At 46.7% G+C, this 24,904-nt stretch carries 14 protein-coding genes and 2 pseudogenes; 2 read left to right on the top strand and 14 right to left on the bottom strand.

The window, feature by feature from the left end; translation table 11 throughout:
- Position 1: 1 nt before the first annotated feature.
- The 14 genes and pseudogenes from T495_RS0108145 to T495_RS0108085 form a co-directional block, all read right to left on the bottom strand.
- Positions 2–2,473, bottom strand: coding sequence for a glycoside hydrolase family 2 TIM barrel-domain containing protein (locus T495_RS0108145; RefSeq protein ID WP_197020363.1), 2,472 nt, complete (start codon positions 2,471–2,473; stop codon positions 2–4).
- Positions 2,473–4,611, bottom strand: coding sequence for a glycoside hydrolase family 3 N-terminal domain-containing protein (locus tag T495_RS0108140; protein WP_369793242.1), 2,139 nt, complete (start codon positions 4,609–4,611; stop codon positions 2,473–2,475). Before T495_RS0108140 ends, T495_RS0108145 begins: the two co-directional genes overlap by 1 nt.
- Positions 4,612–4,659: 48 nt before the next feature.
- A pseudogene (locus tag T495_RS16365) lies at positions 4,660–5,451 on the bottom strand (DUF4886 domain-containing protein); the annotation flags it as partial.
- A gap of 26 nt (positions 5,452–5,477) precedes the next feature.
- Complete coding sequence (locus tag T495_RS0108135) at positions 5,478–7,271, bottom strand: glycoside hydrolase family 2 protein (protein WP_033148275.1); 1,794 nt, start codon at positions 7,269–7,271, stop codon at positions 5,478–5,480.
- Positions 7,268–9,331, bottom strand: coding sequence for an alpha-galactosidase (locus tag T495_RS0108130; protein ID WP_033148274.1), 2,064 nt, complete (start codon positions 9,329–9,331; stop codon positions 7,268–7,270). The genes T495_RS0108135 and T495_RS0108130 overlap by 4 nt, the downstream gene beginning before the upstream one ends.
- Entirely contained in the window at positions 9,324–11,204 is a 1,881-nt protein-coding gene (locus tag T495_RS0108125; protein ID WP_033148438.1) for an FAD-dependent oxidoreductase, read from the bottom strand. Before T495_RS0108125 ends, T495_RS0108130 begins: the two co-directional genes overlap by 8 nt.
- Before the next feature lie 16 nt (positions 11,205–11,220).
- Positions 11,221–12,828, bottom strand: coding sequence for a hypothetical protein (locus T495_RS0108120; protein WP_028902101.1), 1,608 nt, complete (start codon positions 12,826–12,828; stop codon positions 11,221–11,223).
- 26 nt (positions 12,829–12,854) lie between these two features.
- Entirely contained in the window at positions 12,855–14,480 is a 1,626-nt protein-coding gene (locus T495_RS0108115; protein WP_033148273.1) for a SusE domain-containing protein, read from the bottom strand.
- A 38-nt stretch (positions 14,481–14,518) separates the two neighbouring features.
- A complete protein-coding gene (locus tag T495_RS0108110) occupies positions 14,519–16,237 on the bottom strand; it encodes a RagB/SusD family nutrient uptake outer membrane protein (RefSeq protein WP_033148272.1) in 1,719 nt (572 codons plus the stop codon).
- A 12-nt stretch (positions 16,238–16,249) separates the two neighbouring features.
- Entirely contained in the window at positions 16,250–19,648 is a 3,399-nt protein-coding gene (locus tag T495_RS0108105; protein WP_051651936.1) for a TonB-dependent receptor, read from the bottom strand.
- Positions 19,649–19,678: 30 nt separating this feature from the next.
- Positions 19,679–21,190: a DUF4832 domain-containing protein gene (locus T495_RS0108100; protein WP_051651935.1), complete on the bottom strand. Its 1,512-nt coding sequence runs from the start codon at positions 21,188–21,190 to the stop codon at positions 19,679–19,681.
- 74 nt (positions 21,191–21,264) lie between these two features.
- A complete protein-coding gene (locus T495_RS0108095; RefSeq protein WP_051651934.1) occupies positions 21,265–22,197 on the bottom strand; it encodes a FecR family protein in 933 nt (310 codons plus the stop codon).
- 71 nt (positions 22,198–22,268) lie between these two features.
- Positions 22,269–22,811 carry an RNA polymerase sigma factor gene (locus tag T495_RS0108090; protein ID WP_028902105.1) on the bottom strand — a complete coding sequence of 181 codons (543 nt, stop codon included), beginning with the start codon at positions 22,809–22,811 and terminating at the stop codon, positions 22,269–22,271.
- 169 nt (positions 22,812–22,980) lie between these two features.
- A complete protein-coding gene (locus T495_RS0108085) occupies positions 22,981–23,652 on the bottom strand; it encodes a GDSL-type esterase/lipase family protein (protein ID WP_051651933.1) in 672 nt (223 codons plus the stop codon).
- Positions 23,653–23,848: 196 nt separating this feature from the next.
- On the opposite strand from T495_RS0108085, the gene T495_RS0108080 reads away from it, so the two are divergent.
- Together T495_RS0108080 and T495_RS16360 are read left to right on the top strand one after the other, a co-directional pair.
- A complete protein-coding gene (locus T495_RS0108080) occupies positions 23,849–24,520 on the top strand; it encodes a transcription termination/antitermination NusG family protein (protein WP_033148271.1) in 672 nt (223 codons plus the stop codon).
- A gap of 10 nt (positions 24,521–24,530) precedes the next feature.
- Positions 24,531–24,899: pseudogene (locus T495_RS16360) on the top strand (hypothetical protein); the annotation flags it as partial.
- Positions 24,900–24,904: the final 5 nt, after the last annotated feature.

Raw genomic sequence — 24,904 nt, 5'->3', positions numbered from 1 at the left:
GTTATTTTGTTATCAGTGTGAATGTACAGGGGGCTATGCCATCTGCTTGGGCGGTAAATCTGATGATTCCCTTACGGCCCAGGGCTGAAACGGTAGCCATCAGCTGACCATGGAAAAGTGGCATCTGGGGCAGGTGATACTGGTGGAGATCGGTAGGGTCTCCATTGGCAGCTGCCACATATCTGCCTACACCTGAAACAGAGAAACTGACCAAGCGGTTATCATCTGGACAGAGCTGCCCCTCCTTGTCAACCACTGACACCCGGAGGAAGGCCAGGCTTCCATCGCTTTGGCTGATTGTATCGTTGATGGTCTCAACAACAAGATGATGAGGTGCACCTGCGGTCTTGATAGTTTTGTTCAAGGTGGCACGTCCCATAGAGTCATAAGCAACAACCTGAATCTGCCCTGGCTCGTATTTGACGTTGTCCCAGATGAGCCGGTAACGGCGTAGCAATGCCAGTGAGTCATGCAGCGAAGTGGCAACTTCTGTCGCCGACAGTTTACGCTGTCGTCCCATGCTGCGGCCATTGACAAAGAGTTCGGCTTCAGGATAGTCGGTATAGACCATGACTGGTGTGATGAGGCCTTCGCGTCCTGGCCATGTCCAGTGGGGGAGTACATGAAGTGTATGCGCCTGACGATTCCATTTGCTGCGATAGAGATAATAGCGGTCCTTAGGGATATTTGCCAGATCGATGATGCCGAAAACAGAACTATGACTGGGCCAACTGTCATTATTATAAGGTGTCGGCTCACCAAGATAGTCGAATCCCGTCCAAACAAATTGTCCGGCATACCATGGGTTATCATCTGCAAGCGCGAAGTCGGTATCAGGTGTGTTGCTCCAGCTACAGTACTCTACATCGTAGCTTGATGATTGGTGATCATCATACATAGCCATTTCCCGTAGTTGTACTGGAAATTTATATACACCACGTGAACTGACTGTTGAGGCAGTTTCTGACCCTAAGATGATATGTTGCCGCCATTGGGCATAGGCTTGGGGGTAGTTCTGGGTGTTGTAGTTGATGCCAGGAATATCAATCTCGCGCTCGAATCCGTTTTTCAGTACATAGGGAATCTGGTCCATACATACTGTAACGGAACGGCTGGCATCCTCTTCGTGGCATATCTGCTGGAAATGCTGAACAAGTTTCCAACCGTTTTCATCGCGCTGGTTGGGTACTTCGTTGCCGATGCCCCATAGTACTACGCTGGGGTGATTGCGAAAATGGCGTACCATCTGGCGGACGAGGTCATCGGCATACTTGTCGAAGTATCGATGAAATCCATTCTCGCATTTGGGCGTATCCCATTCATCAAACGGCTCGATCATAAGCATGAATCCTAACTCATCGCAGAGCTGAGCCAGAAGCGATGATGGGAGGTTATGCGATGTGCGAATGGCGTCGCATCCCATATCCTTGAGTAACTGCAGACGGTAGCGAAGAGCCGACTCGTTGACTGCCGTTCCAAGCATGCCGTAGTCGTGGTGGAGGCATACGCCTTGAATACTGTGTCGCTGACCATTGAGAAAAAATCCTTCGTATGGGCGAAACGCTACCGAACGGATACCGATAGACTGTACTTGTTTGTCAACGACCTTGCCTCGCCATATAACCTGTTGCACCAACCGATAGAGATAAGGACTTTCCGGGCTCCATAACTGCGGCTTGTCAATAACGATCCTCTGATGGCATAGGGATGAGTCCTGTTCTTTCAGCTTGTTTATGGTCTGAGCGACAACATGACCTTGCGCATCTAAAAGCTGACTCTGAAGCATGACCTCCTGATTACCTCCGCAAATACGGGTGGTCAGATTGATAATGCCTTGTTCGCCTTGCAAGAGGGGAATGGCATGAGTCCCCCATAAGGGGATGTAATGACTGGCAGTATGTAGTAGTTCAACCTTGCGGAAAAGACCTGCGCCAGGATACCAGCGCGAAGAGTGTGCTTTGGCATCCAGTTGGATAGCTAATATGTTGTTCCCCTGATGTACATGAGGAGTGACATCTATTTCAAAGGCTGCATAGCCATTTGGCTGAAACGCCACCTTGGTGCCGTTGACAAAGATGGTAGCTTCGCTCATGGCGCCGTCGAAATAGATGAACCAACGGCCTTTGCCTTTTACCGTGAATGAGCGACGATACCAGGCTTTTCCATAGTAGGGCAGACCACCAGTGCGCCCAGTCTTGCGGTTTACTTGTGTCTCACCATTCTGAATGTTACGTACGTCCTGAAGATCGTTGTCGCGACTGAATGGTCCAAGGATGGCATAGTCATGAGGAACGCGTACTTCCTGCCATGCTTTATCGTCATAGTATGTGGCTTCGGCTCCTGCCCTTTCGCCTAAAGCAAAGCGCCATCCTGTACTGAGTTCGGTTACTGTGCGCTGAGCAAAAAGAGTGGCTATGCTAAAGCAGCTGCATAGTAGAAGAAAAAGCCTGATATGTTGAAAGAATAACTGCATTATTTGATTGTGAACTTAAGTTTCTTATCACCAACAAGAATCATGATGTCGCCCGGCTCAACAAAACGTTTCCCCTCGCTATCAACATAACCGAAGTCGCGATTGACATTCACATGGAATACGAAATCAACGGTCTCGCCTTTCTTGATCAGTTTCTTTTCAAAATGTTTCAACTCCTGTGCAGGACGTGTAATCTTTCCATAGGGGTCAGAGACATACCAGAAGACGGTCTCCAAACCATCACGCTGACCAGTATTGGTTACTGGTATGATGACATCGAACTTATCGCCAGCTTTTACTTCATGTGAATTCGTATGGGGCTCACCGTAAGCGAATGTGGTGTAGCTGAGACCATAGCCAAACGGATAGAGTGGTTCGCTGGTCTGATCTTTATAGAACCCCTGATGTGGACGGGCACTATGACGGCGTCCATAGTAGATGGGAATCTGTCCTTGAGAATAGGGAAAAGTCATAGCCAGACGACCTGAAGGGTTTATGCGACCAGACAGAATACCTGCCACTGCCGAACCTCCATAAAGGCCAGGTTGCCACATCTCAATAACGGCATCGGCCATGGCAACTTCATCTGTAATAATCATAGGCCGACCATTGGCAAGTACCAGTACCAGCTGTTTGGCCGAAGCTTTGACACATTGGATGAGATGACGCTGGATTGTAGGGAGCGCAATGTCTGCATGCGAATTATTCTCACCACTCCATGAACCTTTTTCGCCCACACACGTGATAACAATATCTGCCCAACGAGAGAGTTTCTCTACCTGTTTGAACTGACGCTCATCAGTGCCATCGAAATCGCACCCTTTGATATAACGAACCTCTGCCTGCGACCCAAACTCTTTCTGTATACTCTCGTTGAGTTTTTCGATGTCGCCATCCTCACCATGTCCCCACCAACAACCCAGTAGATCGTGAGTCGCATCGGCAACAGGACCTGTTACAAGAATCTTCAATCCCTGCTTCAAAGGTAGTACTTGGTGCTCATTCTTCAAGAGGACCATCGACTCGGCTGCCATCTGGCGGGCTGCCGCTACACTCTGTGGACGCAGAAAACGATTTTCTGGTTTTGATACAGGCGTGTAAGGATGTTCAAATAATCCCAATTGGAATTTAACTCGTAGTGTACGGCGAACAGCCTCATCAAGTGTGCTTGTTGAAATCTTTCCCTCATCGACGAGCGTCTCAAGATAGGTGTCGTAGGCATGCGACATCATGTCCATATCCACACCGGCATTGAGTGCGAGCTGACCAGCTTCCTTCAGGTCGCGAGCCATGTTCTGATGGACGAGCTGTTCAACAGCGCCCCAGTCGGATACCATGAGCCCACGGAATCCCCATTTTTTGCGTAGCACTTCAGTCAGTGTGTAGTGATTGGCCGAAGAAGGAATGCCGCTGATATTATTGAACGAACTCATCAGCGTAGCTGCACCTGCCTGTACGCACTTTTCAAAGGGAGGAAGATAAGTATCCCAAAGTGACTGTCTGGAAATCTCGGTATAGACGTAATCACGACCAGCCTCGGAAGCACCATAGCCCACATAGTGTTTCAGACATGCTGCTATTGACAGACTATCTGACATGTTCCGGCCCTGATAGCCACGCACGGCAGCACTGCCAAAGGTGGCGTTGGCATAAGGATCTTCGCCAAAGCTTTCTGCTACACGTCCCCATCGAGGATCGCGACTGACATCAATCATGGGCGAGAACGTCCAGTCGACACCACTCATGCGACATTCCTGTGCAGCTACGCGGCAGCCCTTTTCAAATAAGGGCACATTCCAGCTACAAGCCTGGGCTAATGGAATAGGGAAGATGGTACGGAATCCGTGAATACAATCATATCCGAAAAGAATGGGAATCCCCAACCTTGAATCGTTCATGGCATGACGCTGCATACGGTTGCGTAGCTCTGGGTCTGTGGGGAAGTAGATGAGCGACCCGATCTCGGCAGGAATCTGCTTCACCTCAACACCTTTGTTGTTCTCAATATTGTTGGTACCAAGGGTGTATTGGTTGATTTGCATGATCTTTTCTTTCAGGGTCATGCGAGAGAGAAGGTCGTTGACACGGATATCTATCGGTATGGATGGATTCTTGTATAATACATCGTTTGGTTTCATGTTGCTGAGAATGGTCACCTCGAATGGCTTAAGCACTGCAGCATGTGCAGCCTGCTGACACACATTCACAATGTCGGGATGCATACCCTGAGGCGCGAATCTGTTGCCAACTACGTTTTTATGGAAGATGGCTTCATACCATGTGCAAGCTGCGGTATAACGGCCATAGGACAGATTCAGATGGTAACCATCACGGTTCATGTTGTCGCCCAAAAACGTGGTGCGTGCATTCTGAATCGCAGTACCCGAGGGAATAACCATGTAAAGACCATTTTCCTTAATGGCGCGTTGCGAGCAGTCCATGATTGCCTGATACATACGCATCTGCTGATGTCCATAATCCTTGAATGCACCGTGTGACGAATCGATGGAGTAGGCCCATGTCTGGTGCCAGATAATCTTGCACCCCTTTGGTGCTAACGATTTTACATAAGTCAGCAACTCTGGGAAGTAGGGGGCATAGGTTTCATAACGTCCAGACAAACCACTGGCTTGTTGAAGAGAGATGTAATCCCATTTCTCATCTGTTAATGCATGCTGGAGGGTCATGTGGTCTGACTGTTTGCGAATACCGTCTGTCCCGATCTTTCGATAGCGATAGTCAGGGGTGTTGTTTCGTGCGTTATTCAGATGGCGTTCCAAAGAACAGCCTCCAATATACAGGTTGGCTATAATGGTCTGATGACCGTCGGAAGCAGCCAACTCATGAAGGTTCTGCTCGACGGCATCCTCAGAGAAACTGTTACCGATGGCCAGGATGCGGACAATGCCGTCTTTTGCACTGACTGAGGTTGCTAAAGTCAGGATAACGATGAGCAGTAGCTGTTTGATTCTTATCATAGGATTGTGTATCATTGAAAAGTGGTTTAAAATTCGTATTTCATTTTCATCTGGTTGTAGAAATCATGCATGATATACCATGCTTTCTTTCTCTGTCCCTGATCGGAGACAAGTCCTTTGCGGTTCCAGCCTTCCTGATTGCGAGGATGGAAACGGGTGGGGGAACGGAAGTCGAACAGAACCCATGGTGAAATACCAACGAGGTTAGGAATGCCCTTGAACATGGTGAGATTGTCGTGATAGAGCTTGGCTTGATAGTCTTCGCTCCATGAAGAGGCTACTGTTTCATCGCCCGACTGTCCATATAAGGCCTCGCCTCCAAATTCTGAGATGAAGAGTGGTTTGTTCTCGGCTACTTGCCAGATGCATTTCTCAGGAGATAGTGGCCAGGCTGCGTACCAGCCCATATATTTGTTTACACCAATCATGTCGAGTTGGTTGATAAACGCGTCGTGCATCTCGAAGTGTTGTGATGACTGCTGGAAATACACGTTGTCAAAAGCTCCCACAAAGAGTCGGGTGGTATCTATGTCTTTGCCAGTCTCAAGCAGTGTCGTGAGGAATGCATGGCGTGCTTCTGAAGGGCGGGTTTCGTTGGCAATGCCCCAGAAACAATCGGCACAACGGTTGCGATCCCGTTTGATGGTCTCAAGAAGCATCTGCTGAGCCTTGGCAAGAGTTTCCTTGTTGGTGAAATCGATGGCTTGCCATACAGGAATCTCCTGCCAAAGCATGATACCCATCTCTTCGGCACGACGCACAATATACTCATTTTGTTGATAATGTGCCAAACGTACCATGTTTACTCCTAAAGCCTTGGCCTCGCTAAGCAGAAACTCGGCATCGCCAGGCGTGCAGGCACGTCCCATGCGCTGAGGAATCTCTTCGTGGAAAGAGACACTTCGCAGGAAAACCTCTTTCCCGTTCAGCATGATTTTTGTACCTGCCGTTTCAATGTTTCGGAATCCGATGCGCTCGCTGACTTGATCCGTATTTGTTTCTATCTCTACATCATAGAGCTTAGGAAGTGTTGGTGACCAGCGTTGTAATTTGTTTATCCTGAAGGTTTTCTTTGCTTTCCCAGATTTGTCGGTTTTCATCTTGATGCTCGTTGATAAATCAGGTATGCGTAGCGTTATCGTCTCGTCAGCTTTCTCGTCAGAGAGACTGACTTCTGCATGAATCACGTTCGGCAGATGTTTGTCTAATTGAATAAAGTAATCGCTGATATAGGTCTGAGGAAGGGTAACGAGCATCACATCGCGTGTAATTCCACCATAGTTCCACCAATCAAACGACAATGCGGGGATGGCATCTTGCTGGCGACGGTTGTTCACCTCAACTATGAGATTATTATCACCATCCTTCAGTTTATCGGTGACTTCAAACTGAAAAGGCGTAAATGAACCTTCGTGTGAACCGATGAGCGCACCATTGAGGTAGATATTGCAGCGGTAGCTTACCCCGCAGAAATAGAGAAAACGTCGTTCTGTACCAACTTTTCGGACATTGAAATGGCGTGAATACCAAATCGTCCCTTCGTAATACTTCAGCTCTGTGTTTTGGGAGTTCCAGTCGCCAGGAACATTCAGGCGCATGCCATTTTCAAAGGCATATTCATAAAAGTCGCTTTTCCCTGTGGGCTTCTGATTTAAGAAAATCCTGGCTCCACGTCCTGCATCGTAGGGATCAACAATCGCATCCCATTTGCCATTGAGTAGTTGGTAGCTCCTACCATAGACATTGGAGATGTACGTATCGGCCGCCATGACAGCCATTGTTGATAGGGATAAAAGTAATAAAGATATGATCTTCTTCATTTTATAATCGTGTATTTATAGATTGCAAACTGATTCTTCTGAGGGAGTTTGAACAGGAGTCTGCCCTCGTCATCTGTATGTGCATTAAACGAACTACCTCGTCCGGCAATAAGTTCTAAGCCAATGGTGGCGCCCTTCGTGAGATATGTTGACAGTTCGGCTTGGGGACGCTGATTGTCTTCGCGATAGACGATGAAATAGCCTGTCGTTTCTGACGCCATTGACTGAAATCCCGTCCAGGCACGTCCTGAAGGTTCTTCACCAATGGGTAAAATGATACCTTGATGAAAGGCATGCTGGATAGTCTTGTATTGACTCATGAGTGTTGCTAATGCAAATGCCTCTTGGGGTAGATTGGCGGCCTCCATCCATGCCAGCGGCTGGGCTGCCATGGTGATGGCAAACAGGTAGTCAAAATCATAGTGCGCAGGGGCGAAACTATCATTGGCAGGATATTTCTCAGCATGACGCCATTTGTTAAGAAACTCCACTTGCAGTTTTTCTGCAGGCACATAGCGGCTGAGTTGCCATAGGTTACGGAGTGTGCGGTACGGATAGTAGTTCCCCCAATCGGTGTAGCGATTCTCGAGGAAGATGTTACCATACTCGTTGAACAGATGGTAGCCGCCACGACGACCAGCCGTCGCATCGAGGTTGAAGATCACCTGATGATTGGTTTCGGTAGAGACGCGGTCGAAAAGCTTCCGTAGGTTTGTCTCTGCCGTTTTGTTCGGTATCTGTAAACCGTCAATCTTGAAACACTCAATACCATATTGCTGATGGAGCTTAATGATGACATCTGCATCTTTCTGCCAATCGGCAAAGTCATGCTGTATGCTCGGATTAAACCAGAGACCTATGCGGATGCCGAGTTTTTTGCCTTTCTTCACGATAGGTTCAAGACCATGAGGAAATTTGCTTTTATTGGGTGTCCAGTAAAGATTGTCTTTCCAGATGTCATTAAACGAACCGCCTGAAGTTTTGGAATTTGGGCTCTTTCCCGTTTGCCAGCCATCATCGAGCTGAAATACGGTGATACCCAGACGTTTGGCACGGTCAAGCTCTGCCAGACAAAATGCCTCGTTAATCTTGGCGTCCTGACTCCGGTCGCCCCATGTGTTAAGCATAATCATCTCGTCTCGCTGGGATGTGGCGCTCCGTAACTGTTTCTGATAAGAGCGAAGGGCAATAAGAGCATCCACTTCTCGATCATTCCATACGCCTATCACACAACCATAGATACGGGTCCATGTGTCAGGACTGATATCCTGATGAGTAAAACCAGGACTCACAACCATGAAATCATTGAAATCTGTGATGAAGTCAGAGCCGGTGTAATGTAACTGTGTACTTGAACTTGGTGCCTCTTTCAGAAAGAAAAAGCCCTTTCCTGTTAGTTCGTCTTTCGAAAAGAGAAGGTTCCCTCGATGACCTGTACGACGATATGGGATGAATTGGCGTTCTACTACAAGATTATCGTTCCAGTCGGTATAATCAAGAAACTCTACTACACGTGTCTGCCAATGGTTTCCATCAAGCTGAATCCTGTCAATTGTCGGTGTTTTCAGTTGTATACCCATATCGGCGGTCGACTCGATGTTCTTGCGGTCGGCATGATTGACCACCGTACTTTGATGCAGCGGATTGATACGTCCTTTGAGATAATAGTCACAGGCAATTGCTGGACAATCATCGTAAACACGGAACTGACGTAAGCACTCAAGTGTACCCTGACGTGACCATACACTGACTCTTAGATACGCTGGATGAACCCCATTAGCGGATAGCCATTCGGTTTTTATCCAGGCACTGTCAACCTCAGCCTTGACCATAGCGAAATCAGGCATAGTTCCTTTCGCAAGGATGGCTGTTTTATGTTGCTTATTAACCAAGCGTACAGTCTTCAGAGCGCCACCATTCCAAAGGAAGGTGCGCTCCACAAGACTGTTACCTAATTTTAGTGTATCTCCGTGCATGACGGCATAACTCTGTCTCTCCGCATGAGCGGGTGACAGAGCCATGGTGCTTAACATGATGAGGTGTATGAAAAATCTATTCATAAAGGTTTCTTGTCATGAAAGCCCTGGGAACCGATAGTAACTGATTCGGGCCGTTAAAACGTTGATTGTCTGGCGCGTCATTGCGTCCAACTCCTTGCTGCATGAGTGCTTGCAACTCAGGGAGATAGTGATGATATACATCACGTGGCAGTGCTTGGTGTTTGTTGCATATGGCTGCTGCCATGCCAACCACTTCGCCCATCATGCCTGTTGTACGCATCACACGGACGGTACCAAGTGCGATGTGTGTGCAACTGATATTTCTTCCAGCCATAAACAGATTGTTTACATTGCGGGAGTAGAGACATCGGTAGGGAACACCATATGGGTAAATCCAACGATGTACAGTCCGGCTTTTAAACTCATTGCCAGGGAAATGGATGTGATTCATAGAATCTACGGAATGGACGTCGATGGCCCATGTCGTAGTGAATGAGGCATCCTCGTGGAATACATTTTTATTGATATCCTCCTCTGACAGGATGTAGTCGCCCAACAAACGTCGTGACTCGCGCTTGCCTAAGACATAAGCAACCCAAGACAGTTGGTTGTTGGCGTAATTCTTTTTGGTACGATCGTGATTTTTCAGCCAACTCCAGTTGGAATAGATAACCATCATGCCGTAGTCACGAATACGTTCTGCTTCGGTTATCTGGTTGCGGTTCATACCTGTTTCCCATTTCCACTCGCCTTTGTCCACTCGCTCACAATTGTTAGCATTGAAATCTACACCATATGAGAATTCCGGGAATGTGGATGGATGAGAACGCTTCTCTGAATACCATTGGCATGATGCACCCTGAACAATCGAGTCGGCTGTTTCAGGTGCTAAACTCTCACCATATTCGGCTTTGGCCTCGCGACCCATGCGGTAATGGGCATTGGCCAGAAAACCCAGAGTACCATCACCTGTACAGTCGCTGAACAGGTGTGCTTCAAGTTCATATTGCTGGCCATCGTATATGTTCTGTATGGTTACGGATTCTATGTTGCTGTTAGCCTTCTTGACACCTACCAGATGATAAGAAGGATAGAGTGTAAGGTTTGGTTCAGCTTCAAGGAATGCTTTCTTTTTGTCATCCTCGTAGGTTTCTGCGGGGCCTGCATTCCCTTTGTTTGAATGACCAAACTCTCGGATGAGGCGACCAAGACCTTTATATTGACCGACCTCAATGATACCGCTTAGGTGGACACGTACCTCTGATGAGTTGTTGCCACCCCATAGTGGACGGTCGTTGATCAATGCTACCTTGCTGCCTAATCGGGCTGCACTAACGGCTGCGCACATGCCTGCAATGCCACCACCGACAACCACTAAGTCAAATCGGCCAGCATGGGTCACCTTGTTGGGATTTAAACGTTGACGTAGTTGTTGGGTTGTTGTCATGTCTGACAATGAGTCTGTCAATACAGGTGAGGTGGTTATATACACAGCATCGCATCGCCCGTCAAAACCTGTCAGGTCATGTAGGGCTATGGCGTTGATACCTTTTCGTAGTCTGGCTTTGCCGGCAAATTGCCATTGCCATCGTGAGCCTGTGTCGCCAAGTCTTTCGGACAGGTATTTACCATTGACCTTCAGTTGGAAACTGCCAGGACCACGGCGTGAGGTCCAAGGCGATGTCCAATTGTAGGTGCGTACATAAATATAATAGGTGTCGGATACAGATACTTCAAAATCCGTGGTTGCATCTGCTACAGGAACTCCCATACCATGAGCCATGATATAAGGTGAGCCCATTTGATCCATGAACTGTTGATCGACAACCCAGCCACCGTGGCGGCTGAAGCTCTCGGTCTCTAAAAAGATTTCCGAGGCTTCTGCCGTCAGGCAACCAATTACAACTATCAACAACGTGATGAGTCTTTCTATCATAGCTCAATGAAAATTATTTAATGGTCACATCAGAGAGTTTAACCCATCCTTCTGGCGTCAGATCATCGTCGCGTACGGAGAGGTTCAAACCAATCACATCATTACCTTTTGATGAGTCGATAATACCTACAGCCCACGTGTAGCTACCTGCTGATACACTCTGTAATGAGAAATCGGAGGTGTATGTCTGTGGGTTACCATGCAACCAATCCGAAATCTTTGGTGTCTCGTCAACAAATGTCTGGACAGGTTTCTGAGTATTCTTGTCGAGTAAGGCAAATGCTACTTTATACTTATAGTTCCACTGTGGAATGTTATTGGGACAATAGCCCCAACCAAGGTTTGACCAACGGTGTGTAATCTGTACCTTGGAACCGATGTTGGCCGACTGTGGAATGGATACCTTGTCGGGATATAGACGGTAGCCGCCTTCCGAGATAAACTCGTTGAGGTAGGTGAAACCATCGTTGAACCATGAATGCGTCTCTCCTGTCTTAACTGAACTTGAGTAACGAAGATCCATCATATTAACATGGGCTACTTTGCCTTCGTCGAATTCGCCTTTGCGGACTTCGGCGAAGTTTGCATAGCCATCTCCTTTGATAGAATTACCATGTGAAGACTCTACCCAGCCGCCTTCTTCGATGATGGGGCGAATACCGTAGAACTTAGCGGCGATGCCACGTTCCCACGTGCTATAGTAGGTCTTCATACCAAATGCGTCGTGACGCAGAGAGAATCCCTTGTTGACAGCCTCAGTGATGAGACGCTTAGAATCATCACTTGGCGAACTCTGATACTCCTTGGTAGAAAGAAGGCAACGGTGGTAGTTAATGAAGATAGGCACTTTGGTGAAGAGGCTCGACATCAGGTCGGTAATCCAGTCGAAAACAGCTTGTTTAGGACTCTCGTCGCCAGTAGAGTAGATCAGTGAATGGGTCTCTCCCCACTTGCCTAAGCCGAAACCGCTGACATAGGCTGTGACGTCGGGGTCGTTGTATTTGGCAGCGAATGCTCTGAGAAACTTCTCATACTTCTGCTGGAAAATAGGATCGTCAGGGTAGGGCGACCATACTTTCATTGTACCAGTAACTGTTTCATAGCATTTGGCGCCTGCATCCTTAACAAACTGGGGGGTAAAGAACTCATGTTTGTCACGGCTGTCAACGACAAATGTAAATGCCAACTTCAGGTTGCGCTGTTTGGCACCTTCTGCAAGCATACGGAAGCGTTGTGCATAGATGTCGTTGTTATTTTCGTCCCAGATATACTTATCCTCCTCTGGATTAAAGTAACTCCATGCACCGCGGATGTAGAGTGTAGTTCCATAATCGGAAACTTTTACCTGACCGATGCGTGACTCGAAATGATCATACTTCTCCCAGAAATCACTAATGAGTCCATCGCCAAGACCTGTATAGATGTTCCAGCCCTGAAGTGGATTGCGAAGTAGCTTGTTGTATTCTGGCTTGATATTTACAATAGTGTTACCAGATATATTCCAATTGTTTGTTGAGGTCTCGGCTACCTTATCACTGGAACACGAGGTTCCAATGATGGGCAGTGAGGTTAAAAGGACCATTGACCATGTTGTCAACTTGCTTTTGAAATTATTATGCATTGTTCTTTTCTATGATTTAAAGATGATTATTTCTGATCAAATACGACGGTGAGTTTGTCGATGTTCACTTCTACATAGTTGCAACCCTCAGGAATGACGAAGTAGGCATAACGGTTGTCGCCCTGACCTGCAACAAGTGTTTCTGATTTGCCTAACTGTGCCTCTACATATCCGTTGTGGTCGTTACGTTTGGCGCTTGCGGTCGAACCGTAGGCATAGATGTTGTTGTTCTGATTATCGGTACAGAACTTCACGGCAGCCTTTACGTCATTACTACGTTCGTCCTTGGCTGTCTCACGTGGCAGTGGATCGCCTTTGTAAACGAATACGTATGGATTGGCAGCGCTCTGGATGAGGTTGTATTTTGATTGGAAACCAGTAAACACGCCTTCATCATGGGCAAAACTGTTGAAAGTACCATACATATAGAGAACGTTGACCTTCTGTACATAAGGATTGATTTTGAGTGTTGTGTTATTCCAGCTAACTTGCTTGGGTTGCATGTCGGTGGCTGCCGAATAGATGGCAATCGTCTTCTCATTGGTGTTGACAACTATGCGGTAAGTTCCGGCAGCGGGAATAGTCCAGTAACGCTTTGACAGCGCTGTTGATGTGGCAGCTTGTCCGAATGCGGTAGGTTCGCCATCTTGGATGTCGTGACTATTAGCGTCCTGAGGTACAATCGACACTTCCTGTGCACCGTCAAATGACAGTGGAATATAGAGATTTCCTGCAGCCAGCTCACCACGCCAGGCATATACGTTTTCGTTTTCAAGGGTCTGGGCCAGTTCAATTTGGCCTGCTCCAACAGCCGAACCAGCCATATACATCTGATCGACTTCTACTACGGCGCCTTCTTCAACAATCTTTACCTTGTGGGTATTCATGTTAACTGTAACACGGTAGTTTCCCGCCTTGCTTACGACCCAAGAATTAGTTGTTGCCTCATCGCTGATGATGGCTTCCATGTCGGACGTCGTAACGGGCTCATCCGCTGTTGCTGGACCAATAGCGTTTTGCTCATCAGCATTAGTAACAGGGAAGAATACCTTACCAGGGTTCAGAGCTCCGTTCCATACATAGAGCTCTGGCGAGGTCTCGTTGGCAGTCAGTTCCAATTTATCTTCGCCAACGGCGCTACCTGCGATGTACAGTTTGTCTGCCTTGAACTGTTTGGGACCATAGGTCTTGATCTTCAGATAGACGGTTGAGATATCCGGTACGATCAGTTTCGGTCCCTCGAATGTGGCTGTAACTGTGACAAGCACATTACCCACCGTAGAGGTCGTTAATCCGAAATGATTCACCAGGATATCCTGAAGTTCCTTATTGGTATAAGTACGCTGGAATTTACCGTCGTCCTCATATTCCTTGAGCTCGTCAGCTTTTGAACCTATCAGCTGGAATTCGTATTTGTAGGTAGTGATATAATCCTCACCGAAATTGTGAGCTGCGTCCCAGTCAATGGTTAATGCCGTTGCGTCGGGATTACTTTCATCAAGTTTGATGTAGTCGCTCGAGATATTCAACTGTATTTCCGATTTATTCTTCGAGTACAGGTTGTCAATAGTGTCACTGCAAGAGGTTGACAGCATGGTCATAGAGACCATGGCTGTAACCGTAAGTGTTTTGATAATATTCTTAGTTTTCATAATGATTCATCAGTTGCTAAATGAAATTAATACCCTGTTTAATAACCTTCATTATTGGTGAGGTTTGGATTCAGTTCCATGTCGTGCGTTGGGATGGGCCATAGGTATTCACGATCAGGGAAGATGCGTTTGGCCCCGGTAGTGCAATAACCGCCATTAAGGAGCGCAGAGAAATCTGCCAGTCCGTCTTCATCAATCTGTGGTGTAATTGCCCAGAACCAGAGACCTTTATTCACTACATCGTTCAATAAATCCTGTGGTTGAAGCATGATGTAGTTATAGCCGTTCAGCGCTTTTGAGGCTAACTTCCAACGCATCAGGTCCTGCAGACGCTGATTCTCCATGGCAAACTCCATACGGCGTTCGATACGGACTGCCTTACGCAAGGCTGCTTGGCTTGTTGCAGTTACAGCTGGATAGGCGTCGGTTTGGTTATAGCTAACACCATAGGCACGTGAGCGCACCATGTTGATGGCCTTCAGCACACTGTCGTCAATCTTATTCTGTTCAATCATGGCCTCTGCATAGATGAGCAATACATCTGCATAACGCATGATGATATAGTCCTGTTCAACTTTCAGACCGTTTTCCATCCAGGTGGCATCAATGCCTTTCTTCCATAGTAAGCCTGTGTATGAAGCATACTGGTTGACGATACGTGAGTCGTTGTTCGACTGCATCTTACCAGTTGTATAGTTCATAACCTGTTTCGCTGCTGGACTTGGATCATATTCGAAACCGCAATGTTCGGTATTGAACTCCACGATAGTCATGGCGCAGCGTGGGTCACGATTCTCGAAAGGCTTCTGAGGATTGAATAGGGGAGATTCGTCGATGGGCAGACCGTCGGTACAGAGATAGGCTGCAAGCAGATCCCATGAAGGGTTGTACGAACCATAGCCATTGGCATTGCGTGGTAATCCGTTCTTGACAATCCAACTGTCAAGTATCACATTGTTCTCTATAGAGCGTGGTATGACGAATACCTTCTCTGGATTAACCTTGGTACTCTGTTTGAAGAGTTTTGCAAAGTCGGGTTCCAGTGAGTAAATGCCCAGGTCCATACATGCTTTGGCAGCTTGTGCGGCAATGTCGTAATCGCCCATGTAGAGCGCAAAACGGGCTTTCATAGCCATGGCTGCACCACGGGTGGCATGGATGGCTTGATTAAGACCATACTCAACAGGAAGATATTCGATGGCTTTATCGAAATCGGCGTATGTCTTTTCTTTCACTTCAGCCTTGGGCATGCGTCCTTGACTTTCTGCCTCAGAAATGGTCTCTGTCCTTTCGAGATATGGTATATCGCCATAGAAGAATAGCAGATCGGCGTACTTGCATGCACGACAGAAATAAGCTTCACCAGCATAGCGGTTCTTGACTTGTGCGTTCACCTTACCTTCGGCCTTGTGGATGTTCTCTAACATGGTGTTGCAACGGGCAATCAACTTATAGCTCTGCTGCCAGAGTGAATAAACTTCCCATTGCTGACCGTTCATGGTGCCGTCGAGGATAGTTCCGTTACTACCTGGGTTACGGTTCTGAAGACGATAGGTTGTATTGTCGCTCCACTGCTCTGATGAGCTGAGTGGCTCCTGCCAGTAGCCAAGGATGTAGAACTCATTCGCTGCCAACTGCAGTTCGGTCTCTGAGGTATACCATGAGGCGGTATTACCCTGATAGTCTGGCACCAGGTCCATGCTCTCACAAGATGCCATTGCAAGGCAGATGCCTGCTAAAAATATCTTTGTTTTCATTGTTTGTCGTATTTAGAAGTTTACTTGTACACCTAAGATCAAAGAAGTTGTGATAGGATAATCCGTTGCACCCATCTCTGGATCCCATCCTTTGGGGAAGTTGCTGATGCAGAAGATATCCGATCCGCTGACGTAGAAACGTGTCTTGTTGATACCGATAGCGTTTGTCCACTGCTGTGGAAGTGTATAACCTATAGTAAGATTCTTCAAACGGAAGTAAGAGCCATTGAACATCCAGAATGATGATGTGGCGTAGTTGTTGTTCTTTGATACGTTTGATAAGCGTGGGTAGCTGGCTGCTGCGTTCTCTGCATCGGTGTTGAATGCACTCCAGTATTTCCCCTCAATGATGGCAGGTATATTTCCATAGTTGTCACGTAGTGGCTGAACCTGAACTGTTGACAGATATGCGTTCTGCTTGCCAATGCCCTGGAAGGCAATATTGAAGTCGAATCCTCTCCAGGAACCATTGATGTTGCCACCATATTGATAGCGTGGCAGTGAATTGCCCAGAGGTACACGGTCGTACTCTGGCGAGATCTTTCCATCAGGAACGCCGTCAGGACCGCTGATATCGCGATACTTCAAATCGCCTACGGTGACAGTAGTACTGGTGGTGGCAGAATTGTTCACCTCTTCCTGTGTCTGGTAGATACCATCGCAGATATAGCCATAGTATTCGTTATAGAGAATGCCTGCACGCTTGATAGTGCTGCCGCTAATGATATCGGCGTTGTTCAGATAGTCGATTCTTGACAGATAGTCAGAGAAGTTCAGGCTGATGCTGTAGCGGAATTCGCCAATCTTGTCCTGCCAGGTTACGTCGATATCGTAACCATGTGTCGACATCTTTCCTGCGTTGGTGCTTGGATTGCTGTAGCCCATAGAGTAGGGTATCTCAATAGCCAACAGCATGTCGGTGGTCTTCTTCCAATAATAGTCGAAATTGAAGTGCAGACGATTGTTGAAGAAGTTTGCATCAAAGCCTAAATCAGTGCTGGTGGTTGTTTCCCATGAGATGTCTTCAACGGCTAATACGCCAGGACGGGCTGTCTTGCTTGATGTAACTGTTCCATCAGCATTGTAGAACAGACTGTTTCCGAATGACATCAAGGCGATGTATGGATAGTAGTTGCTACCGATACGCTCATTACCTAACTTACCCCATGAAGCACGAAGCTTCAGGAATGATAGCCAGTTGATGTTAGCCTTCTGCATGAAAGGCTCTTCAGAGATGACCCAGCCGGCAGAGAATGAAGGGAAGGTTCCCCAGCGGTAATTCTTGGCGAATCGCGAACTGCCATCATGGCGGACATTGGCCTGAAGGAGATAGCGGTTGGCGTAAGAGTAGAGCAGACGACCAAAGAATGAGTTCGAGGTATATTTGGAACCAGAGCCGCTGTTGGTCTGGAAATCCTCAGAACCGATATTCAGGTATGGATAGTTGGTCAGTTCATACTGGTCGCGAGCAGCAGTGAGGCTTTCGCTCTTCATATAGTAATTCTCAAAACCTCCCATGAGAGTGATATCATGTTTGCCGAAACTGCGTATATAGTTGGCCAGCAGCTGACTGGTTACATGCCAGTTGTCATTACGTCCTTCGGTCAGCTTATTGGTTGCATAGAGTGAACCGCCATCCAGATAGCCGCCTATGGTTTCTGGATCATCCATCAGGGTGTACCATGATGCTAAGCGGAATGCCTTTGACTTCTGATAGTTGATAAACGGAGAGACAATGGCAGAAAGACTCAACCCCTTGAAAGGGTTATAAGTGAGTTGGCCTTTACCAGCTATCTGGGTGCTGTGAGAAATTGAACTGCCTGTTGTGGTCAGCAGTCCATATGGATTAGCGCCACTCTTACCTGATGCTATGCGACCATCATCCCACAGGGCAGGGTAGATGGCTGGCATCTTACGCATGTCGCTGAATGGGGTGTAGTTTGTTCCTTTGCTCTTGGCATGACGGATGTTTACATCGAGTTGGGCACTCAGCTTCTCATTGATTTTGAAGTCGTTGTTTGAGCGGAACATATAACGCTGGAAACCACGTCCTTGATATAGTCCGCCAACCTCATCGTACGACAGTGTTGCGATTGATTTTACAGCTTTATTGCCGCCCGATACGCTCAGAGTGTGGGTCATTCGTGAGGCGCTGTTCTTCAGCATCATCCCCTGCCAGTCGGTGATAGGATAGTTGTTGGGATCGGTAGCGTTGTATTTTACCCAGTTTTTGACCTGGTCGGCAGTATAAACTTGGAAGAAACCTCCTGAAGGATTGTCGTTATACATCAACTCGTTATTCATCTCTAAGTAACGGGTGACACCTACCATACTTGGCTGGCGGGTCGGTATCTCCCATCCGAACTCTGCGGTGTATTTCAAGTCAAGTTTGCCTGTATCATTTCCACGTTTGGTGGTGACAAGGATAACGCCGGCAGCAGCTTTCGAACCATAGATACTGGCTGCTGCAGCATCCTTCAATACAGAGATGCTCTCTACATCGTTGGCGTTTACATAATCAAGGGTGCCCTCGACACCATCAACAATAATCAAAGGACTGCTCTCGCCAATGGTCGTGATACCACGTACACGGATGCTGCTGGCACCTGAGCCAGGTGAACCGTTTGTGCGGTTGACGGTGACACCCGAGAGGGTTCCCTGTAAAGCACTCGAAAGCATGGTGGTGCGTTTGTTTACCAGTTCATCTCCTTTAACGGCGGCAACAGCACCAGTCAGGTCCTTTTTCTTAACGGAACCATAACCAATCACAACGAGCTCTTCCAGATTGTTGGCACTCTCTTCGAGTATGATATTGTAGGTTGCTTTGTTGCTTACGTGTATGTGCTGGTCGATGAATCCGATGTAGCTGATTTCAAGATCAGCTCCCAGAGGAACGTCAATGCTGTAGTTGCCATCGAAATCGGTAACAGTTGCTTGATTAGTACCCTTTATTTTGATGGTTGCACCGATGAGTGGTTCGCCGTTTGCGTCTTTGATGGTTCCGCTGACTTTGGTCGTTCCTTTCTTCGGCTGCGCTTGGTTGCTGGCAGTTTTCGCCCCTGCCGTGATAGAGACCTGTCGGTTGTTGATGCGATAAGATAGGCCTACCTGGCTACACACATCAGCAAGAATTGCCTCAATACTTCTTCCCTTGGTTTCAACGCTCACTTTACTTCCAAGGAGACTTTTTACCTGTTTGTCGTAAACGAATACATACTTGCTATTGCGTTCAATGTAATCGAATACTTGTTTAACTGTTGATTGATCAACTTTAAGGACATAAAAACCATTCTTCTCTGTCATTGAAATGTCAGAGGCTTGAATAGAAAAAGAGGGAATGGTCATCAGTCCAGCCAGCAAGATGGTTTTTGTAGATCTTCTGGTGATAACTGAAAATGATGTTAGGTTCATAAACTAATATTTTGTTAAATGGATAATATTCTATTTGATTGTCACTGTTCCAGCTTTCAGCCAGCCGTTAAATTGTTTGTCGGCTGCAACCGCCATCTGTAGGCCTGGCTGATTGCCCTTGGTCGTATCAACCAGTCCGATGAGCCAGATGTATTTGCCTTTTTCTACCCCGGCAAGCGATACGGAGGTTGTATATGTAGTGTCATTGCCTTTCAGCCATGTCGAGAGGTCGGAATCGGTTACAACAATGGTTTTTACAATTCGGTCATTGGGGGCCTTTAATGCTATTCCCACCTTGTATTTCTGATGCCATTGCGGAATATTGGTTGGACAATAGCCCCAGCCGATGTTTCGCCAAGTGTGTTGGATGAGTACTGTCTCATTGCGCTTGGCCTGATCAGGCATTGTCAGTGTACAGGGATATAGTCTGTATCCACCTTCATGAACAAACTTTTTCACAAGGTCGAAGGCTGTGTTAAACCAGGAATGCGTCTCGTCGCCCACACGGAGGTCCATCATGTTCACATGCGCCTCGCCACTTAAGGTGTATTCGCCTCTTCGCACGTCTTCTGAATGGCCCTGCCGGTAGGCATTGCTGGGATCTATCCAGTAGCGATGATGAGCCCCTGTAATCCATCCGCCTTCCATGATGATAGGGCGCTTGAAGTTCCATTTTTTTGCAAACTCTTTTTCCCAATCCTGATAATAGCCTGTCATCCCAAAGGCATCGTGGCGAAGACTGTATCCCTTCTGGATAGCTTCTTCCAGCATGCGACGGCTATTGGGGTTTGGTGCAGCCCAACTCACGGTGTCGGCAACCAGACGATGGTAGTTGATGATTAATGGAATACGTGTGAACGTACGTGCGTACAAATCTGTGATCCACTTGTAGACTTTTCCCTTGTTCTGGTAGTCTTCATAAATCAGACCATGTGCTTCGCCCCATTTGCCCAATCCGAAGGCATCAATGAAATCCACCTTGTCAGGATCGTTGAATTCAGTAGCGAAAGCTTTCAGAAACTTGGCATATTTCTCTTGGAAAACAGCATCGTCGGGGTAGGGGCTCCAGTTCTGAGGGTTGTTGGGGTCCTGGAACCCTCTGGCACCAGCCTCTTTTACATAAAGAGGTGTGTTCTGACCTTGGTCGCGGCTGTCAACCACAATGCGGAATGCTAATTTCATGTGGCGGTCAAGACAACTACGTAGCAGCTTCATCAGTCGGGAATGAGGATTCTTCCAGATATATTGTCCCTCTTCCGGTTCAAACGAACGCCAGCTGGTGCGTATGTAGCAGGTGTTAGCATAGTCCGATACTTTTACTGTGGTTTTGTGATGGTCTGCTGGCATGGCATCATAGCCTTGGTTGGTCCAGAACTGCTCATCCCAGTTGCGCCCCAGATACATCACCCATCCGTTCAGTGGATTGCGGAGCACAGATACCGTATCGGGCATGATGCTTACCGTCACATCCTTTGCCTTGATGGATGTGGAAGCAACAGCAAGCAAAATGCTACTTAAGAGTGTTGTTTTGTTTAGAGTCATATTATAATAATTGAATATAAGGTCCCCTTACCCATTGAAGGGATGTACCAGATGTTAATGTAAAATCAGATATGTTAGTTCTTTGAAACGAGATGTATTACGTGATCTTTTTCTACCGTCTTAACGCCGGCCATGTTGTTGATCACATTGAGGATATCAGTAAGTGCGCCTTGGATGGATAACTTTCCATAGAGCGGCGTGTCGCCACCTGCATCGCAAACAATCTTCACACCATAGTGCTGACTGAGCCGTTGGGTTATTTGTCTTACTGTTTCTCCGTGTAGGTTGATAACGCCATTCATCCAACTGATATAATCATCAGGATCAACCTGTGTTTTCTGAGTGATGGCACCATCGCTGATATCCACCTTATCTGAGGGCTTCATGCGTACCACGTCTGTATTCAGTGTCGTCAGTTCAACAGAACCTTGTACTAATACCACGTTCGATGTCGTGGCATCGTAACTTGAGATGTTGAATCGGGTGCCCAGTACCTTGACATTGAACTTGTTGGCCTTCACTATAAACGGATGTTCTGTGTCGTGAGCTACTTCAAAATAGGCCTCGCCATGAACGGTCACCTCGCGCGTGTCACCTTTGAAGTTCTTAGGGTAGAGCAGTTCTGTGCGCGAGTTGGCTACCACCTTGGTGCCATCAGCCAGAATAATGGTTGCTTTCTCGCCTACGGGTACCTTTATCATCTGCATCACCTCTGTCTCGGTTTTCTTGGAAAGAGCAGCTAGCTGGCGGTTCAGCTCATGGTCGGCAGTTGTCAGGCGACCAATACCAAAACCAACAATCAGCAACAGACTCGCTGCTGCGGCAACGATGGTCGTCATGCGGCGGCGCTTGTTTCTACGCTCTTCCTCATGAATCTTCTGAAACGTCTTCTGCTTGATGGCTGCTATATCCATATGCTGTTTGGGTTTGGAGTCTTCCACGAACGACTTGATTTTACAGTCCTCCAGGCTTTCTCCGTATTGATATGTTTTTAAATCTTCTTCCATGTTTATACAGGGTTCTATATTGTAAGACGCAATTTATTGGGATATATATAGGTCGTACCTCGTTTTTTTTTCTATCCTGACGACATTTTCTTTCTCAAGGCTGTCATGGCAGCACTTATGTGGTAGTTTACCGTTGCCAGTGAAAGGTCGAGTACTTTGGCAATCTGTGCATAGGGCAACTGCTCAATCTTAGCGAGGAAAAAAACATGCTTACACTTGGGAGGCAATTCTTCTATGGCTGCATGTAGGGCTTTAACCTCTTCATTATTAATAATGCCATCAACAGGCGTTTCAGTTTCAGGGAAGTTAAAGTTGTTCAGGCTGTCGATCGAGACAACTTTTGTGCTGTTCTTTTCTTTCCTTAAGTAAGATACAGCCTTGCGAAAAGCAATTGTGTTGAGCCACGTCTTCATGTTGTCTATCTCGGATAGTATCTTGCGATTGCGCCAGGCTTCCAGAAAGACATCGCTCACCACCTCTTCTGCCATCTCCTTATTCGACAAAATACCGAATGCATGGTAGTATAATCCTTCCATGTATCGGTTCATGAATTCGTTAAAAGCAAGCTCATTACCATTTGCAATTAGTAACAGCTCTCGAGATAGGTCTTCCATTATTCTGGTCATTTAGATGTGGGCAAATCAAAGTTTTTCCTTACATAGGAGATTTCTCCTCATTACCTTCTACAGATAATGTCGCAAATATATAAAAATACTATAGGTTAAACAAGTAATTTTTTGTTTTTTTAGTATTATGGGCGTGCTTTTCTTCAGAATGAGCCCATTAAAACGCCTCTAAGTAGGGTTTCATGGCGTTAAACCATACCTCTGCCATACGTTCGCGCCCCAATTGGTTAGGATGCACCTTGTCTTCTATTGTCATGGTTCGCCAATCGTGCGTGGCATTCTGGTCAACCAGTATAACCTGTTTGTTGTTGAGTGCTTTGACAAACCTTTTAATCTCTGTGTTAAGCTTGGGGATATAACCATATTTGGGCAGTTTCCCGCTCTCTGTTACGGTGGCGAGGAAGATATGTGCTTGAGGGTTGATAGTCAGAATCTTCTGGATGATAGAGCGGTAACTCTGTATGATTCCCTTGACGGGATTCTGGTCGATGTGATGATTATGTCCTGCATGTATCAATACGAAGTCGGCAGGATATTCCCTGTAGATACTATCGGTTATCTGGTCCAGATATTCTACTGGTTTTCCTCTGAAACCACTATTGGCAAGCTTACCTATCTCACATTCGCTTTTGTTAGGACCGATGAAGTCGAACTCATAGCCAGCTGCAATGAGTCTTTCCCATAAAGGATAGAGGTAGGAAGAGAAGTTCTCACCGCCTTCGGTAATGGAATCGCCGAATCCCATGACGGTGAAACGTTTCTGCTGCCCGGCATAAGTGAACATGCCAGTCAGCAGAAGCAGCATCAATATATAAAGTCGTTTTTGCATGATTATACAATACTCTTTTTTATAAGAGTCGCAAATAAAAAAGAAACCAATAGGTCGTATATTTACTTTTTAATTGTTTTATCGCAGTTTTTTATGAGAAATTGCGAAAAAAATCGATGAAATCTGCTGAAATTAACAAAAAAGTTGTATTTTTGTCGCCGTTATTATTAACCAGAATACGGTTTTTTAGTCCGATATGAACGCGTTGGATAATGCTAATATCAAGGATAAAAATAGCTTAGGACTTACCTCCTATGCCCTCCCCGAAGTCATAAACTCAAAAACCGGGGTGTCGGTAGGATATATCCCTGATGATAACAAAAAATGGTTTGTTCTCCGTATCAAGTATGGTCAAGCTCAGGCAGTAGCCGATGCTATGATCGAAGACGGCACCTATGTCTATTTGGCCAAAGTTTGGAAAGATGTCATAAACAGGGAGACGGGCAAAAAGCAGCGAAAGCTCTTTCCTTTCATGAATCTTCTTTTTGCCTATATGACGGCGGAAGAGGCAGAAAAGTATGTCAAGAGTTCCGTCATGTCGAAGTTCATTACATATTATTATAATCATTTCGTTACTGACGCAAACGGCTATAATCCACCGTTGACCGTCAGCAGCAGAGATATGGAGCCTTTAATTAAGGCCACTGCCCTGCTCGACGAGCATGTGATGGAAGTAGATTTGAAAACCTGCCATTTCGTGTCAGACGAGCTGGTACGTGTCACCGACGGTCCTTTCGAGGGTATCATAGGTCGTGTCGCCCGTGTAGCCCGCCAAAAGCGAGTGGTCATTCACATCCAAGGCCTACAATCAGGCCTCACCACCGCCTATATCCCCCCACACTTCCTTGAAAAGGTCGAGGGAGATTAATTTATAAAACATGAAAGCTAAAAGACTTATCCATTCCATCGCCCTGTTATTCCTGCGAAGTGGCAGGAAGCGGGCCAACTATCTCAAGAAACACCATATATTGGGTGGGGTGGAAAATGATTGTTACTTTGGGCCAACCCTTTTACCGCTCTATCCTGAACTTATCAAGTTGCACAACAACGTAGTTATTCACGGCAAGGTACGCATTGTACCGCACGATATGGTCAATACCTTTCTGAAAAGAGCGGTTCCGGGAGAAGACTTCGGACCCCATGAGCGTATTGGCTGCATTGAAATCATGGACAATGTCTATATTGCGTCAGGTTCGAGGATAATGCCAAACGTGAGGATTAACAAGAATTGCATCATTTCTGCGGACAGTGT

The sequence above is a fragment of the Prevotella sp. P6B1 genome, from assembly GCF_000702825.1.
In the GTDB taxonomy this organism is placed as follows: Bacteria; Bacteroidota; Bacteroidia; order Bacteroidales; family Bacteroidaceae; genus Prevotella.
This window is presented reverse-complemented; position numbering and strand designations above follow the sequence as displayed.

Excerpts from the sequence above, each read along its gene's own strand:
- T495_RS0108145 (WP_197020363.1), bottom strand. The coding sequence starts at position 2,473 with ATGCAGTTATTCTTTCAACATATCAGGCTTTTTCTTCTACTATGCAGC.
- T495_RS0108135 (WP_033148275.1), bottom strand. The coding sequence starts at position 7,271 with ATGAAGAAGATCATATCTTTATTACTTTTATCCCTATCAACAATGGCT.
- T495_RS0108080 (WP_033148271.1), top strand. The coding sequence starts at position 23,849 with ATGAACGCGTTGGATAATGCTAATATCAAGGATAAAAATAGCTTAGGA.
- T495_RS0108095 (WP_051651934.1), bottom strand. The coding sequence starts at position 22,197 with ATGGAAGAAGATTTAAAAACATATCAATACGGAGAAAGCCTGGAGGAC.
- T495_RS0108120 (WP_028902101.1), bottom strand. The coding sequence starts at position 12,828 with ATGCATAATAATTTCAAAAGCAAGTTGACAACATGGTCAATGGTCCTT.
- T495_RS0108090 (WP_028902105.1), bottom strand. The coding sequence starts at position 22,811 with ATGGAAGACCTATCTCGAGAGCTGTTACTAATTGCAAATGGTAATGAG.
- T495_RS0108085 (WP_051651933.1), bottom strand. The coding sequence starts at position 23,652 with ATGCAAAAACGACTTTATATATTGATGCTGCTTCTGCTGACTGGCATG.
- T495_RS0108115 (WP_033148273.1), bottom strand. The coding sequence starts at position 14,480 with ATGAAAACTAAGAATATTATCAAAACACTTACGGTTACAGCCATGGTC.
- T495_RS0108110 (WP_033148272.1), bottom strand. The coding sequence starts at position 16,237 with ATGAAAACAAAGATATTTTTAGCAGGCATCTGCCTTGCAATGGCATCT.
- T495_RS0108130 (WP_033148274.1), bottom strand. The coding sequence starts at position 9,331 with ATGAATAGATTTTTCATACACCTCATCATGTTAAGCACCATGGCTCTG.
- T495_RS0108105 (WP_051651936.1), bottom strand. The coding sequence starts at position 19,648 with ATGAACCTAACATCATTTTCAGTTATCACCAGAAGATCTACAAAAACC.
- T495_RS0108140 (WP_369793242.1), bottom strand. The coding sequence starts at position 4,611 with ATGAAACCAAACGATGTATTATACAAGAATCCATCCATACCGATAGAT.
- T495_RS0108100 (WP_051651935.1), bottom strand. The coding sequence starts at position 21,190 with ATGACTCTAAACAAAACAACACTCTTAAGTAGCATTTTGCTTGCTGTT.